General features: G+C 31.8%; 12 protein-coding genes. 7 read left to right on the forward strand and 5 right to left on the reverse strand.

What is annotated here, in order from left to right:
- Positions 1-7: 7 nt before the first annotated feature.
- Positions 8-1,447, reverse strand: a complete 1,440-nt coding sequence (locus tag KM029_RS09420; protein ID WP_144073050.1) for an FMN-binding protein — start codon at positions 1,445-1,447, stop codon at positions 8-10.
- Between the two features lie 14 nt (positions 1,448-1,461).
- Complete coding sequence (locus KM029_RS09425) at positions 1,462-2,400, reverse strand: sirohydrochlorin chelatase (protein ID WP_144073051.1); 939 nt, start codon at positions 2,398-2,400, stop codon at positions 1,462-1,464.
- Positions 2,401-2,683: 283 nt separating this feature from the next.
- Here KM029_RS09425 and KM029_RS09430 point away from each other — a divergent pair, with 283 nt between their 5' ends.
- The 3 genes from KM029_RS09430 (at position 2,684) to KM029_RS09440 (ending at position 7,081) form a co-directional block, all read left to right on the forward strand.
- Positions 2,684-3,646 carry a helix-turn-helix domain-containing protein gene (locus tag KM029_RS09430; RefSeq protein ID WP_144073052.1) on the forward strand — a complete coding sequence of 321 codons (963 nt, stop codon included), beginning with the start codon at positions 2,684-2,686 and terminating at the stop codon, positions 3,644-3,646.
- A 262-nt stretch (positions 3,647-3,908) separates the two neighbouring features.
- Positions 3,909-5,015, forward strand: coding sequence for a lipid A-modifier LpxR family protein (locus KM029_RS09435; RefSeq protein WP_144073053.1), 1,107 nt, complete (start codon positions 3,909-3,911; stop codon positions 5,013-5,015).
- Between the two features lie 116 nt (positions 5,016-5,131).
- On the forward strand, positions 5,132-7,081 hold the full coding sequence (locus KM029_RS09440) for an NHL repeat-containing protein (protein WP_144073054.1): 1,950 nt from the start codon (positions 5,132-5,134) through the stop codon (positions 7,079-7,081).
- A gap of 75 nt (positions 7,082-7,156) precedes the next feature.
- On the opposite strand, the gene KM029_RS09445 is transcribed toward KM029_RS09440, so the two are convergent.
- Positions 7,157-9,571 carry a glycoside hydrolase family 2 TIM barrel-domain containing protein gene (locus tag KM029_RS09445; RefSeq protein WP_144073055.1) on the reverse strand — a complete coding sequence of 805 codons (2,415 nt, stop codon included), beginning with the start codon at positions 9,569-9,571 and terminating at the stop codon, positions 7,157-7,159.
- A gap of 268 nt (positions 9,572-9,839) precedes the next feature.
- On the opposite strand from KM029_RS09445, the gene KM029_RS09450 reads away from it, so the two are divergent.
- Positions 9,840-10,481, forward strand: a complete 642-nt coding sequence (locus KM029_RS09450) for a peroxiredoxin (RefSeq protein ID WP_144073056.1) — start codon at positions 9,840-9,842, stop codon at positions 10,479-10,481.
- A gap of 59 nt (positions 10,482-10,540) precedes the next feature.
- On the opposite strand, the gene KM029_RS09455 is transcribed toward KM029_RS09450, so the two are convergent.
- On the reverse strand, positions 10,541-11,488 hold the full coding sequence (locus KM029_RS09455) for a helix-turn-helix domain-containing protein (RefSeq protein WP_144073057.1): 948 nt from the start codon (positions 11,486-11,488) through the stop codon (positions 10,541-10,543).
- A 142-nt stretch (positions 11,489-11,630) separates the two neighbouring features.
- Between KM029_RS09455 and KM029_RS09460 the strand changes: the two genes are divergently transcribed.
- Together KM029_RS09460 and KM029_RS09465 are read left to right on the forward strand one after the other, a co-directional pair.
- Positions 11,631-12,407: a class II aldolase/adducin family protein gene (locus tag KM029_RS09460; protein WP_144073058.1), complete on the forward strand. Its 777-nt coding sequence runs from the start codon at positions 11,631-11,633 to the stop codon at positions 12,405-12,407.
- A 458-nt stretch (positions 12,408-12,865) separates the two neighbouring features.
- Positions 12,866-13,642 carry a class II aldolase/adducin family protein gene (locus tag KM029_RS09465; protein ID WP_144073059.1) on the forward strand — a complete coding sequence of 259 codons (777 nt, stop codon included), beginning with the start codon at positions 12,866-12,868 and terminating at the stop codon, positions 13,640-13,642.
- Between the two features lie 107 nt (positions 13,643-13,749).
- Here KM029_RS09465 and KM029_RS09470 read toward each other — a convergent pair whose 3' ends face one another.
- Entirely contained in the window at positions 13,750-14,607 is an 858-nt protein-coding gene (locus KM029_RS09470; protein WP_144073060.1) for a CPBP family intramembrane glutamic endopeptidase, read from the reverse strand.
- Positions 14,608-14,858: 251 nt separating this feature from the next.
- Between KM029_RS09470 and KM029_RS09475 the strand changes: the two genes are divergently transcribed.
- Positions 14,859-15,941 (forward strand): AI-2E family transporter, encoded by a 1,083-nt coding sequence (locus tag KM029_RS09475; protein WP_144073061.1) that lies wholly within the window; start codon positions 14,859-14,861, stop codon positions 15,939-15,941.
- Positions 15,942-15,974: the final 33 nt, after the last annotated feature.

Raw genomic sequence — 15,974 nt, forward strand, 5'->3', positions numbered from 1 at the left:
CTTTAGACTAAATAGCCACTTTATGGATTTTTTTTCTTGGTATAACAATCTTTTTTCCCTTTGCTTTTTTTACTGTAGAAAGGTCTTTTAAACCATCTAATACACAACCTGTAGGACAGGCCACTCTACACCAAAGCATTGGATATTTTGCTGATATCACTATAAAAGCAATAGCTACATAAAGCCAATAAGACGAGATTTCTGTACTGAAAAGATCTGGAAATAACTCATAGTTACCTAGTTCTTTGTACCCATAAACAAAGCCTCCTACAAGTACAATTGTAAGTACATAGCGTATGTATTCTGCCTGTTTATTAGTGATAAATAATTTCTTAGATTTGAAAGGAGAGTATCTAAGTGTTATCATTTGTGCGGCCCCAAACGGACAGACATAAGAACAATATGCATTCTTTCCCCAAATAGCTGCTAGTAAAGTAAATAAGGCATAAATTGAGAGAAAAAGAGAGACTTCTGTACCCATAAATGGCATTAAGAAAGTGATATACGTAAACGAGCTATTCATGCCAAACCCTATATACGCCATTGTAAAAAGGGATACAAAAAGTCTATTCTTCTTTGTCTTTTTTACCTGTGGAAGCACCGCATAGAGGAATATCCCTGCTATAACAATTGCATGTAAAATCCACCAATACGTTAATTCTGCATCAACATGGAATACATCCACATCAAAAGTATAATATGTTGAAAGTACCTGAGGAGCAGTGGCTGTAAATGCTTCTGTCACGCCTTCTGCCATTGCTCTTGTAGTAATAGTTGCTCCAGAAACAGCATCAATAACATGATCTGTGGAATTCATGTTTAAATTTTGATACTGCTCCAGATAACCACTTCTTAATACCTTTCTCAGGTAACTTTCTGTTTCTTTAGAAGTAATATAAGATACTTCTTCAATGCGTCCGCTTAAAGTAGTTTCTACACCCATGTAAATTGGTCCAGAAAAACCTTGAACTGTATTATGAAGCAAATTTTCGAAATACAGATAACGAAGTTTATTGCCCTCATAGATTTCAGCATAGCAAAGATCTCCTTTCATTTTAACAACAACTTCAGCATCGTCGTCATATTTTTTCTGAAGTCGTTTTGCTATGGCCTCTGCCCACTCTTTATTATGTAGCGATTCTCCCATTCCCGACTCAAAAGAAAGTAAACCAGCTTCTTTGGTTCTCTTTTGTTTTTGAGGTCGAATTAATCCGTATTCGCCTAGAATATAACTTTTACCTTCAGAAATTAAGCCTGCTTCTTTAGTATGCTTTTGTTTAAAAGCAGTTACCAACTTAGGAGCAAAAAACTCATTCTCGATAGTAGAAATATTCGGATGTAATCCCTTTCTCTCCAACGGTCCGTTGTATGCAAAGAAAGCAAATACGCTTAGAACAATCCCTGTGAGCACAGATTTTCTATAATCTATTTTTAGACCTTTACGCATTGTGTTGTGCTATTCTAGTTTTTAGCTACCGTTTTACCAGTCACTTCTGCCACTGTTTCTGCAACAATTTTCACTACCCACTTGTTGATGTTAGCATCAGGAAGAATTGCATCTTGCTTGTAAACAACACGTTTCTGATCTTCTACCATATCTACACCATTCTGAATAATTTCTCCTTGGAAATGTTCGTCATTAGCCACAAGCACAGGTATTACAATTGCTCTTTCTTCTAAATCAAGAATTTGATCAATGGCCTTTTTTGTTGGCTCAGAAGAATACCTTACCAAGTGACCACACCACCCGTAAGAGATAGAACCAATACCTGTTTGTGCTTTTAAATAACGACCAATATCTTCTACCATTTCTTCCCATTGCTGGTTAAATTCCTCATCACCATAAGCAATTAAAGCAACACCTTCATCACCAGAACCATTCGATAATGCTTTTGCTCTACGTGTAATGTTTTTCTTTAATACAGTTGGGAAATCTAATAATGGCGTAACAATTACTCTCGCTTTAGATGTGTATGTTTCTATTCCCTCTTCTTTTAAGCTTGCCTTAACTTTAGGGTCGTTTGCTAATCCTACAATATTAGGAATGTCGTTGCTAGTATGCGATGAGATTGTTAAAAAGATAGGAACAACAATTACTCTATCATATCCTTCTGCATCAAATTTTTTCATCTGAGTAGCAATAGAAGGCTCTGTGTATTCCATAAATGCCGTACGTACTTCAGCAATTTCACCACTTTTCATGATATCTCCTTTCACGTCATCTTCAATATCAGTCAACATTTTTCTCCATCCTTTAGAATGTGAACCATGATTTACCAATAATACTGCAATTTTTTCTTGAGAAGTCGCTGCCGATGTTTCTTTTGTTTCTTGCTTAGTAGTACAAGAAAACATTCCAAAAAGTAGAATAGTCAAAAATATATTAAGTCCGTTTTTCATCTTTTATTTAAATTGATTCTAAATAATAATGAGACAAAAGTAGACGAAATGATTGTAGAAGGTTTATCGAAATCGGAAATGATTTTTACGAAATCAGAAAAAAAGCAAACTAAATGATTTATAAAAAGAGACCTAAAACAATTTAAATAGCTAATTATCAACATAATAACTACATATATTCTAGTATAGGAAATATCGAATTATTTTTAATTAATCTAAATAAAGCTACATTTGTGCAGATATAAATAAAAAACGACTTAATCTATACAGCTATACTAACAAAATGAAAGTAGCATCCTTTTCGCGTACATCTCTTCCTGAATTTATTAGTAAGTATCTTAATTGTACAGATACAACTGAGGAATTTGGCTTAACTACATCTGCCTACGATTGGCAATCAAGATGTGCGTGCGGAGGCATACGTTCTATAGAATTTAAAGGTTGTAGTATTTATAAAGTAAAAGTGAAGTGCTTTACTATTGCTCCTCAAATTATTTCATTCGACCAAAGTAAAAAGTATTTTGTTTTTAATGTTGATGAAAATGAAACTGCCAATTTTTCAATTTTAGGTATAGAGAAAGTACTAGAGAAACAACATTTTGTTATTTACCATCAAATTGATTTAAAGATCGAAATCAATCAAAGTACCAACGGAGAACTTATTATTTTAGAACTTTCTGATGCGTATTTTAATCAAAGTGTTTTTACTTCTTCATTAGAAGAGATGATGAAACCTATTTTTAATCAAAAATCACTTCCGGTAGCAAAATACAATATTAAAGTACAACAGCTTTTGCATGAAATTACAGAAACTCCTAAAAGAGGGCTCTGCCAATTGATGTTCTTAAATGCAAAAATTATTGAAGTACTATCTGAAATAACAGAACTGTTTTCAAAAAAAGAAACTGAAATAACGCATCAATATTCTGAACAAGTTCTTAGTGTGAAACAAGCAATAGATAATAACTTACATGTTCAATATTCTATTCCAGATTTAGCCAAATCTGTGGGTTTAAATACGTCTTATTTAAAAAAATATTTTAAAGATGCCTACAAGGAGACAATTTTTGAATATGCTACAAGAACTAGAATTGAACATGCCAAACAATTACTCACCACTACAAAATTACCTATAAGTACTGTTGCCGAAAAGGTTGGTTACCAACAGAGTGCACATTTTACGTATGCATTTAAAAAAAATACAGGTTTTACTCCCGGAAAGTTCAGACAGCAACAAATAGATTAAAAATCTAAATATAGTGTATTAACCAACTGTTAATGTTTATCACTTTTAGGTTATAATCTCTCTTTATCGATATAGTCCTCTTAAAATTAACTAATTTTACAATTCATTATTTCATATACTTTTGTCGATATACATCAAATAATAATATTAAAGAAAGAGTGTTTAATTACGTATCACTTTAATGTTTTATCAATCTGCAAAATAAAATTTTAATACACCTACAGGTTAGTTCCCTACTTATAATTCCATCCAATCATCTATAATGAAGTTTCACTATTATTTCTTTTTACTCTTTACTCTAATTTTTAATACAACGGTTCTTGCTCAAGAAAATGATAAGGATAAAGAACCCTTCTATATACGCTTAACGGTTGACGAAGATTTATTTCTAGTACAATCTACAGATCAGTTTTATAGTTTTGGAGCAGAAATAAAAGTAGGGTTTAAAGGGCTTGATAATAAGTTTACGCGTTCTTTTTTATTCGCTCAGAAAGAAGGACATAGTTTATTTGATTTTGGTATTGTACATAAAATGTATACTCCAAGAAACTCTCAACTTACGGAAGTAGACTCTTCTGACATTCCATATTGTGGCGTAACCTACCTTTCTTTAACAAGGCAAGCTTTTAACCCATCTAATGGAATAGTTATTAAAACACGTTTAGATGTTGGGTTTGTAGGTGAACTTTCGGGTGCAAAAACTTTCCAAAATGGTTTTCATAATTTAATTGGAAACGGTAGTATTGATGGTTGGGACAATCAAATTGCCAATGGTTTATACCTTAATTATACAGCCGAGGTAATGCATAACTTTATTTCTTCTTTTAAATATTCTGATGTATTTCTTGTAGGAAGAGGTACTGTAGGTACAATGGATATGTCTTTTGAAGGTTCTCTATTTTTACGTTTAGGCATCTTTAATGATTATTTTATTCAAGCCGAACGACCTTACTCTAAGAAAACGAACCTTGATAACTTCTATTCTATTAGAAAAACACGTTACTCAAAAGCAAAGTATGCAGAATCTTTTTGGATCGGTGATGAAGAAGTGAGAAGGTCTGCTATATCTAATTGGGTACATCATCACTTTAAGCCAAACCAGTTCTATGTAAAATTTATTACTGGTGCAGAACTAAATTTATATGATGGAGAGATGTCTGGTAGTCTTATATCTTTTGAATCCTCTCCATATGTAATTCCATATAACATGACTCCAAAATTACTTTACAAGGTATCTATTGGGTTTGTTTTGTCTTATCACTTTGGTTCTTTAGAATACAATTGGGATAGAATTACCTACGATCCTGAAAGTAATTTCCCTCCTTATTATCCTAAATGGGGTAGATTTAATATTAACCTTAACCTTTAGTAAAAAGTGTTTTTTTGATAAAGAAGTTAAAATATGAAATTCTGCAATGATTTTTTGAAAGAGCAACTCTAATTATTGGCGTTTTGTAGAGTATAGTTCATCAAAAAAACAATAATATGAAACGCAATCTAATTACACTTTTTTCTGCTTTAATAGTTATCGTATCAGGAATTTTCTTTCTTTCTAATTGTCAAAATAATACAAACTTAACCTATACAATTAAAGGTAACGTTCAGAAATTCTCTAAAGGTAACTTTACTATAGAAGCTTACAAATATGGTAAAGATACTACCTTATCAATTGGAGAAGTACTTACCGATAGCAGCGGAAACTTTACAATTACTCTAGAAGATAGCTTAAAAAACAACGATGTAATTCTTTTAGAAGCTGCATCAAAAAATAATCCTTTTGTTACGTACTCTACAGTAATTAATAAAAAAGATGCAAAGAAAGCTATTACAGTAAATGCGTTAACTACTGTAACTACATCTGCAGTGTTTGCTCAATTTATAGAAAATGGAAAACTTGCTGGGAAACATAAATTATTGGTCCTTGCATCTGATAATATGGAGAACTTTGTGAATAAAAACACAGGTTCTTGGGGTAAAATTATTCTTAATGGAGACAACTTGACCGAATCTACTACAATGGGTAGAATAAATACCCTTGCAAATATTTTAGTAGCTGTAGATAACGGGAAAATATCTTCAACAACAATAAAAAATACTTTTCTAACTAAAAATGAAAACGCTACAAATACAGTAGATGCTCTTGCTAAGATGTTTAAACACTCTTGGTTTCAAAAAGAACAAATTTTTAAATTATTTACCTCTGTTTATCCAAGAATTAATGATGATTTAAGAGAAGTAGCATTTGTTCCTTATCTAGAACAAACTCCTAATGATTTTGCTTTAATGTTAGAATTTAATGGCGGAGGGGTTTATGCTCCTGGAAAGTTAGTTGTAGATAAAGATAATAATATTTGGAGTGGTCAAAACTGGATGCCGGGTTCTCAATCAAATACTTTGAGAGGTATTGGTGGTGGCTTAGTTAAGCTAGCATCTAACGGAAAAGCACTATCGCCTGCAGTTACAGGTTTTGTTGGTCCTAATATTAACGGTGTAGGTTGGGGTACATATGCTGATAGTTCTAAAGTTTGGTTAAGTAGTTTTACAGGTGGTGTATCTGCTTTTGATTTCAATGGAAAACCAATCAAAACAGAAATTCACGGAAAAGTAGGTAACCTTCATGGTATTTATTCTTCTCCAGTTACACACGATGTTTGGATTTGTGATGCAACTATGAACCAAATGATTGTTTTTAGAGGTGGTAATCCTTTAAAAGGTGAAGTTGTAAAAGTACCTGGTTTAATGTCGCCTTTTAGTGTAGTTGTAGATAGTAAAAACAATGTATGGGTTGGTAACAGCGCCGGTTATTATGTGACAATGTTTAATGGTAATACTCCCTCTAAAACAACTACTTATAGTACAGAAGGAATTTCGGTTAGAGGTTTAGTAATAGACAATAACGATCAAGTTTGGGCAAATAACACTTTTAATTTAGACACTAAAGTACCTCAAGTTGACCCTACAATGACAATAATGGAACAATTCACTTTCTTAGGTAGATTTTCTTCTGAAAAATGGCCTTATGCCACTAAAAAAACTGTTGGATCTGTAGTTCTTTTAAATAAAAACAATCCTACTAAACCCGCTTTAGTAATTCCTAGTAAAGGAAACCAAATCTGTGGTCCTTGGGGAGTATCAGTAGATGGAGCAAATACACTTTGGGATGCTAACTTTTTATCAGGTAGTGTTTTAAGTATTGCTACTAAAGATAATGTAATGCTTGGAATCAAAAAAGGTGAACTTATTCACAACTTTAAAAGTGGAATTATTCAATGTGTAACAGACGTTGTTGTAGACCATGTTGGGAATGTGTGGGTTGCTAACAACTGGGATAACGAACCAAGTGTTGTTGGTTTAAATAACGGCGAAAGAAATTCTACTAAAGGTGGCGGAAAAGGTATAACAGTAATCTATGGTGTTGCTAAACCTCTAAAATAATAAAGATTGATTGTTAATGAAAACGGGCTTCTAGATGATTTTCTAGAAGCCCGTTTTCGTTATCAAAAAGTTAGCTTATTGCACTTTCAAATTTATCTGATTAGACTTTAAACCTTTCCCTTTTACCGTTAAAGTAGCCGAACCTTTTGTATTTTTTGCTTCTACAAGCACTACAAGTTTTCCATTAAAAGTCTTCATTTTTGGTAAATGGAACATCTCTAATGATGTTGCATCTCCATTACAAACAGCTCTAAAATCGGCTGCTCCTTTTACAGAAAAAATAAGTGGGATATTTGCTGTTGGGCATTCTATTCCATTTTTATCTACTACAGAAACAGTAACAAAACTAATATCTTCTCCATTAGCCGTTATTTCAGATCTGTCTGCTTCTAATTTTAAATGATGAGGTTTTCCTGCAGTACGAATTTCTTGTTCAGCAACTATCTTATCATTTTTATCATAAGCAACCACTTTTACAGTTCCTGGCTCGTATTTTACATCCATCCAACGTAACCTATAACGATCAAGTCGTGTAGTCTTATCTTTTATTCTAATTCCTTGACTTTTACCGTTGATGAATAACTCTGCTTTATCATAGTTTGTATATACAAAAACAGGTGTTATTTCTCCTTCTCTTCCTTCCCAATTCCAATGTGGCAAAATATGTAATGTCTCTTCATTAGTATTCCATCTACTTTTGTACAAGTAAAAACGGTCTTTCGGGATACCTGCTAAATCACAAATCCCAAAATAAGAACTCCTAGAAGGCCACTCTTCATTATAAGGTGACGGCTCGCCAAGGTAATCAAAACCTGTCCAAACAAACTCACCTAAAACCCAAGGTTTGTCATCCTGCAAAATAAAATCATCTTCTGGAATATTGGACCAAGGGCAAGCTTCTAAATCATAAGATGAGCTTTGAAAATCAGGATATTTCTTCTTTTTAAATTCCTCTACTGGAAATTTATAAACCCCTCTAGAACTTACCGTAGACGCTGTTTCAGATCCTAAAACAAATCCTTGAGGAAAAACTTCGAAAGCTTCTTCGTATAAATGCGTTCTATAATTAAGTCCTGGAATATCAAGAATAGCCCCAAAACCATTTTCCATAACTGCTTTTACCTGATCCATTCCAACAGTAACTGGACGTGTTGGATCTTCTTTATGAAAAATATCTTGTAACCATTTTGCTCTTTTTACACCGGCAGTTCCCCATTGGTCAGGTACTTCGTTTCCTGCACTCCACATAATAATTGAGGGGTGGTTCTTTGTTGCTCTAACTAAATTCTCAACATCAATTTTGGCCCAATCATCAAAAAATCTATTGTAACCATTTTTTACCTTTGGCTTTTTCCACTCATCAAAACTTTCAGCAATTACCATTAATCCCAACTCATCACAAAGTTCTAATTGTTCTATTGATGGCATGTTATGAGCAGTACGGATGGCATCTGCTCCCATTTCTTTCATCAATACCAATTGTCTTTTTAAAGCCGATCTATTTATAGCAATTCCGATAGGTCCAAGATCATGGTGTAAACAAACTCCTTTAAATTTCCTTTGCTTACCATTTAACTCAAAACCTTTTTCAGAAGTATAAGAGATTGTACGAATACCAAATGTTTTCTTTATCTGATCCGTTGCTACTCCATCTTTATAAGTGGTAGTAATTAATCTGTATAAATTTGGTGTTTCAGGCGACCATAATTTAGGTTGAGGAACAGCCAAAATAGTTTCGAAAGTTGAACCAAATTTATCACTACTCTCTGTTTTAGAAACTGATTTACCTTCTAAAGTAACGATCTCATTCACTACTTTATCTACAGCTCCAATTGTTTTTGTTGATACAATAACTTTCGCATTCTCTTGATCTGCAAAAGGTGTTGAAATAGTTGTTCCCCAACGTTCAACAGCATCTTTATTCTTTACTATTAGCTTTACGTTTCTATAAATTCCAGCTCCAGGATACCATCTAGAAGATTTTGGTTCATTATGTAAACGAACGGATAATGTATTTTCTCCTTCAGTAATAAACTCACCTATATCAAAGTAAAAGTAAGCATAGCCATAAGGATGTTCCCCTACAAATTTACCATTAATATATACTTTAGCTTCACTCATTGCTCCATCAAAATGAAGAATGACTTTCTTATCAAGTGATTGGTTTGAAACATTAAATTTTAACCTATACCAAGCAGTTCCCATATAAGGTAAAGCACCAGTTCTTCCAGATTTTTCAGTAGCTTTCTTTTCACCATCTTGAAGAATTTTAACTCGCTGAATATCATTTTCCTTATTAAAAGGACCTTTAATTGCCCAATCATGAGGTATACTAATTGACTCCCAAGCGGAATCATCAAAATCAACTTCTATTGCTTCTTCAAAATCACCTTTACTAAATTTCCAATTGTTTTTTAAGAGTGTTTCTGTTCTTTGCCCATAAGTGATATTACTTATAAGCAGTAATAATAGGATTAACTTGTTATTCATTTTTTCGTCTTTAAGTATGTATCGCAATATCTCTCATTTCAAAAGAGGATTCTAGCACAAATCATTCATAATCTTGATATAGTATTAAATAGTAACAATATTAAACACTTAGTAGTATAATTTATGCTAATTGAAATACTCTGTCAACTCAAATTGACATTTATTATATCAATGATTGTTTTTTCATAATTATATGTCTAACATTGATAACAGTAAATCGAACTACTCAAAATCGATTTCTTATTTACACCTTAAAAACTAATTAAAAATGTCAACTATTCGCTTGGGCGATGTAGCCCCTAATTTCACTGCACAAACTTCTGAAGGAGAAATTGATTTTCATAACTGGCTAGGAGATAGCTGGGGAATCCTATTCTCTCACCCTGCAGATTATACTCCTGTTTGTACTACAGAACTTGGTACTGTAGCAAAGTATAAAGATGAGTTTGCTAGCAGAAATGTAAAAGTAGCTGCACTTAGTGTAGATGGTTTAGCATCTCATAAAGGATGGATTAAAGACATCAATGAGACGCAAAACACTACTGTTGATTTCCCTATCATAGCAGACGAAGACAGAAAAGTATCAGAATTATATGATATGATTCACCCTAATGCTGATAGCAAACTGACAGTAAGGTCTGTTTTTGTTATTGATCCAGACAAAAAAGTAAAATTAATTATTACTTACCCTGCATCTACAGGTAGAAACTTTAACGAGTTACTAAGAGTAATTGATTCTTTACAGTTAACGGCTTATCATAAAGTTGCCACTCCTGCAAACTGGGAAAATGGTGATGATTGTGTAGTTGTTCCTGCTGTGAAAACTGAAGATATTCCAGGTATTTTCCCTAAAGGATATACAGAAGTAAAGCCTTATTTAAGAATGACGCCTCAGCCGAATCTTAACTAGATTTTCTTTACAAGAATTAAAGCCCTCAATTACTAAAAATAATTGAGGGCTTTAATTTTCTATTTACTTTCTTTAAACTGTGTAGGTGTAACTCCAAAATTAGCCTTAAAATTCTTAGACATATGGTTTACATCTGTATATCCATAATCATATGCTATCTCTGTAAATGCTTTGTCTGTTGTGTAAATTTCTTCTTTTACTTTATTAATTCTAACCGTTTTGTAGAATTGATAAATGGTTTCATTAAATACATGCCTAAATATTTTTTCTAATTTATTTAAATTAATTCCATATTCTAACGCAAGTTCAGACACAACAGGTTTATTCTTAACATCTTCAATAATTACTTTTTTTATCAAGAAAGCTATATCAATTTCATAATCAGAATAGATTCTTTTCTCACCTTTAGTACCTAATGTTCTAATAACGTTTTGAAAAATTAAATTCAACTCCATCATTTTTAATAGGTACCATTCTTCCCTTAAATCTTCATCAAGGGGTTTAGAATTAAAAGCAGTTCTTTTCCATAGCCTTAAGTTGGTATCACCTTCATGAAAAACAAAACTGGCTAACTTCTCCAAAAAAGTATTCGTTTCGTCTCTTAAAATTTCCTTTGTAAAATATATTGTTACCTGTTTAACTTTTTCTCCTTTCTTAAAATGCATATAAATAGATTCTGCATCTTTTAAAATAAAAAAGCCATTAGGAATTGACACCTTAATGTCTTCATTTTTTTTGTTTGTATAAATTAGATTTTCACCAAAAAACTGTGCGGTATAATGAAAATCGTCTATATGAAAAAACTCAATCTTTAGGTCTTCTTTTACCTCCACTTCTACAATAGTAAAATCAGTATAACCATTACTATAATAATGTATATCTCCTACAAGAATATCATTATCAATAACTAAATGGTTTTCAGTTATCAATTCTCCACCTAAGGCTTCTTGGAGCTTAACCAACTGATTAGTAACTGGGTTATTATTTAACTTGATATGCTTACTCATACTATTTTAGATTAAAATATAAGATAAACATTCTCACAGGAATTTACGCATTGCTAACAGGATTTTACGGCTAAAAACTTTTGTCACCCTCTACATTTGTAACATCAAAACAAATTTATAAAACACTAAAAAAAAGAACATTATGAAATCTATTAAAGAACAAGTTACAACTGCAGAGTGGAATACAAGAGTAGAGTTAGCTGCTGCATATAGAGCTTTTTATTATTTAGGATTTGAATTCACAACTTTCGGACACCTTTCAGCGAGAGTACCTGGAGAACCTGATTGTTTATTATTAAATCCATTCGGTTTAACATTCGATGAAATTACTGCTTCATCTTTAATTAAAGTCAGAAAAGATGGAACAATACTTACAGACAATGGATACCAATTAAATAAAGCAGGATGGAATATTCACTCTGGATTAATATTCGGTAATGATTCTATCAATTCGGCAATGCACCTGCATACTGTAGATGGCGTGGCTGTATCTGCAATGAAAGAAGGCGTACTTCCTCTTTGTCAAGACGATATGTTGATACACTCTAACATTGCTTATCATGATTATGAAGGGGTAGTTGTTGATGCTGCTGAAGGACCTAGAATGTTGTCGGATATTGGAGATAAAAAAATATTAATGCTCAGAAACCACGGTACATTATCTGTTGGCGAAACAATTAGTGAAGCATTCTTTTATATGTTCTTCCTTGAAAAATCTTGTAAGATTCAAACACGTGCTCTTGGAAGCCCACAAGGTGTGGTCAATGTAAATGAAGCAATTGTTGATCATGTACCTGAACAGAAAAAAGAGGTTATGGCTGGATTACCTCATGAAGGTAATGACACAGACCCTTACCATACTTTATATGAAGGTTGGTTACGCAGAATGAAACGTGAATATCCTGAATTTGATAACTAAGAAGTAAATAATATTTCCTTAAAACTTATCACCACTGTAGCTAAAAGCTACGGTGGTTGGACAAAAAAAATAACAATGGATATCTCTCTGAACGTAATAATATCTCCTAAATTCAATGAATTAGAAGAAAACACTGACTTTCTATGTAAAAAGAAAAATTGCTGTAAAAAATATAAAAAATCTGGAAAGCATTGTAAAAAATGCCCTAAGCAATAAGTATATAGAATATAAAGTTGAACACAATAAGTGTAATACAAAAAATCCCTCCTTTTCTACATAATAGAAAGGGTGGGATTTCCTTATATATCAATATAAAACGCTAATAAACAGGTAAATAACTATTTTACTCTTACAGGAATTTACGCATTGCTAACAGGATTTTACGGCTAAAAACTTTTGTCACCCTCTACATTTGTAACATCAAAACAAATTTATAAAACACTAAAAAAAAGAACATTATGAAATCTATTAAAGAACAAGTTACAACTGCAGAGTGGAATACAAGAGTAGAGTTAGCTGCTGCATATAGAGCTTTTTATTATTTAGGATTTGAATTCACAACTTTCGGACATCTTTCAGCAAGAGTACCTGGAGAACCTGATTGTTTATTATTAAATCCATTCGGTTTAACATTCGATGAAATTACTGCTTCATCTTTAATTAAAGTCAGAAAAGATGGAACAATACTTACAGACAATGGATACCAATTAAATAAAGCAGGATGGAATATTCACTCTGGATTAATATTCGGTAATGATTCTATCAATTCGGCAATGCACCTGCATACTGTAGATGGCGTGGCTGTATCTGCAATGAAAGAAGGCGTACTTCCTCTTTGTCAAGACGATATGTTGATACACTCTAACATTGCTTATCATGATTATGAAGGTGTAGTTGTTGATGCTGCTGAAGGGCCTAGAATGTTGTCGGATATTGGAGATAAAAAAATATTAATGCTCAGAAACCACGGTACATTATCTGTTGGCGAAACAATTAGTGAAGCATTCTTTTATATGTTCTTCCTTGAAAAATCTTGTAAGATCCAAACACGTGCTCTTGGAAGCCCACAAGGTGTTATCAATGTAAATGAAGCAATTGTTGATCATGTACCTGAACAGAAAAAAGAGGTTATGGCTGGATTACCTCATGAAGGTAATGACACCGACCCTTACCACACTTTATATGAAGGTTGGTTGCGTAGAATGAAACGTGAATATCCTGAATTTGATAACTAAGAAGTAGTCATATTATTTTATAAAAAAAGCATTAGAGTGAATTCCCTAATGCTTTTTTTATGTGATTCCAATGGGTAAAATCCATTAAAATTTTAATAATCAATAATTTATATACTTTCAATTTCATTATTAGAATCATCATCAATGGTAACTTCTTTCCATTGAATTGAGGGAACATGATCTTTAAAATATTTTGATAAATAATAAAGACCCAATCCTGTTACTAATAAAGAACCAATAATTATAATTACATAATTAGTAAAACCACCATATAATTCTGGTCCAGTCAAATTCATTTGATCCTCAGAAATAAAAACCATCATTAAAAATGCACACCCATTGTTTATCATATGGATAATTATACCATAACTAACGCTTTTAGTTTTATAATATACCCATCCAATAAAGCACCCTAAAACCATTGCTGCTATAAATTGCCATGGGTTAAAGTGTATTAAACCAAAGAACATACTAGAATAAAGTATTGCTTTGGTTGGAGAATATCTTTTTAAGAAACTATCTAATATTAATCCTCTAAAAATTAATTCTTCTAAAATTGGAGCCGCAATTACAACAGTTAAGAAATTATAGATATCGTTGTCGCCCATTAATTCTTTAAAAAAAGCAACAAATTCTTCAGGCATAGGAATTAAATCTGCAATTGGCCCTACTAATCCAAATTGTAAACCTAAGGTTACAAAGAATACTATTGGAAGGATTGCTAAATATTCTAACTTAAAATTAAATGATGTTCTTCCTGTTTTTCTCTTTCGAACAGAATAAATAATACCTAAAGGAATACCCATTGAAAATAGATAACTTATAAAGAGTATTAACCCTTTATCTAACACGCCTTCGAGACTTGAAGTAAAGATTGATACGAAAATTGAAACAATAAGAAAAATTCCGACAAAACCCCATACCTGTAAAACTGAGGGGTAAAAAGATGATTGTTTTTGAGACATTATATTAGAAATATTAGTTGTTTGAATAATCAATAGTAATCAAGAAAAGAGTATTACCCAAAGTTAAAATTAAACATTAAGTTTTAATCACTACCCTTAACTACTCTTTACTTCATTAAAAATCAGCACATTCAAACACCATTAATGATTAAATAATCAAAATTTTATATTTTAAAAACAAATTCTATAAAAAACTAAAACACAAAAGTCGTTTGCTATTATTAGTTTCATTCATCTTAATTCTTCAATTAATGGATTATAAAGTAATTAGTAAAGGGCTGCTTGATACCATAAAAAAGCTTGCTCTATTTTGTATCGGATTATATACGCTGTTTTTAATAAAATCAGTTATTATTTATATAGCAATAGCAGGTGTGATTGCACTTATTGCTTACCCTTTAAAATCTTATTTAAAAAGACGATTCAATTTTTCTAATAACAGTGCTCTTCTTGCTGTTGTTGTATTGTTTCTGTTGATTCTCACGGCTTTTTTAAGTCTTTTTATTCCTTTAATAATTCAAGAAGCCAGAGATTTATCACTTATCAATATGGATGAGTTTAAATCGAACATTAACCTAACATTTGATTCATTGAATCAATCTACTTTAAAATATGGGTTAGATTTATCTTCATTAAATTTAGGTGATGTTATACTGAATAAGATTAATAATGCTCCAAAAATATTTAAATCGATTATTAATACTGTAGGTTCTTACAGTGTAGGCGTATTTTCGGTTTGTTTTATAGCTTTTTTCTTTATCAAAGAAAGCGAATTAATTGGAGACTTTTTTATCTCAGTACTTCCTATTGAGAATGAAAAAGAAATAAAATCATCTATCACCAAAATTAAAAAATTATTATCCCGTTACTTCATTGGTTTAAGTATTCAGATATTAATTGTGTTCATTTTATACTTAGTATCTTTAATGGTAATTGGTGTTGGCAACCCATTAGTTATTGCCTTTTTATGTGCCATTCTTAATTTAATTCCTTATGTAGGTCCACTTATCGGGCTAATATTAATGTACGTTTTAGCACTTACAGATAATATTAATATGGATTTCCAAAATGAATTTATTCCACTAATAATAAAAATTTCTGTTGCTTACGGAATCACTCAATTTATTGACAATAATTTCTCTCAACCAATTATTTTCTCTAAAAGTGTCAACTCACATCCACTAGAAATTTTCTTAGTAATTTTCACTTTTGGAGTACTTTTCGGAATTATAGGAATGATAATCGCCGTTCCTCTGTATACTGTAATTAAGGTTATATTAAAAGAGTTTTACCCTAACAACCCAGTGGTAAAAGCATTAACAGAAAACCTTTAATTCCATAGTAAATCTCAAATTATCAAGTAATTG

It is taken from the genome of Flammeovirga kamogawensis (assembly GCF_018736065.1).
Classification (GTDB): domain Bacteria; phylum Bacteroidota; class Bacteroidia; order Cytophagales; family Flammeovirgaceae; genus Flammeovirga; species Flammeovirga kamogawensis.

Bases quoted from the DNA above. Each gene is read 5' to 3' on its own strand.
- KM029_RS09420 (WP_144073050.1), bottom strand. From the start codon at position 1,447: ATGCGTAAAGGTCTAAAAATAGATTATAGAAAATCTGTGCTCACAGGG.
- KM029_RS09470 (WP_144073060.1), bottom strand. From the start codon at position 14,607: ATGTCTCAAAAACAATCATCTTTTTACCCCTCAGTTTTACAGGTATGG.
- KM029_RS09465 (WP_144073059.1), top strand. From the start codon at position 12,866: ATGAAATCTATTAAAGAACAAGTTACAACTGCAGAGTGGAATACAAGA.
- KM029_RS09430 (WP_144073052.1), top strand. From the start codon at position 2,684: ATGAAAGTAGCATCCTTTTCGCGTACATCTCTTCCTGAATTTATTAGT.
- KM029_RS09475 (WP_144073061.1), top strand. From the start codon at position 14,859: ATGGATTATAAAGTAATTAGTAAAGGGCTGCTTGATACCATAAAAAAG.
- KM029_RS09435 (WP_144073053.1), top strand. From the start codon at position 3,909: ATGAAGTTTCACTATTATTTCTTTTTACTCTTTACTCTAATTTTTAAT.
- KM029_RS09455 (WP_144073057.1), bottom strand. From the start codon at position 11,488: ATGAGTAAGCATATCAAGTTAAATAATAACCCAGTTACTAATCAGTTG.
- KM029_RS09440 (WP_144073054.1), top strand. From the start codon at position 5,132: ATGAAACGCAATCTAATTACACTTTTTTCTGCTTTAATAGTTATCGTA.
- KM029_RS09460 (WP_144073058.1), top strand. From the start codon at position 11,631: ATGAAATCTATTAAAGAACAAGTTACAACTGCAGAGTGGAATACAAGA.
- KM029_RS09425 (WP_144073051.1), bottom strand. From the start codon at position 2,400: ATGAAAAACGGACTTAATATATTTTTGACTATTCTACTTTTTGGAATG.
- KM029_RS09450 (WP_144073056.1), top strand. From the start codon at position 9,840: ATGTCAACTATTCGCTTGGGCGATGTAGCCCCTAATTTCACTGCACAA.
- KM029_RS09445 (WP_144073055.1), bottom strand. From the start codon at position 9,571: ATGAATAACAAGTTAATCCTATTATTACTGCTTATAAGTAATATCACT.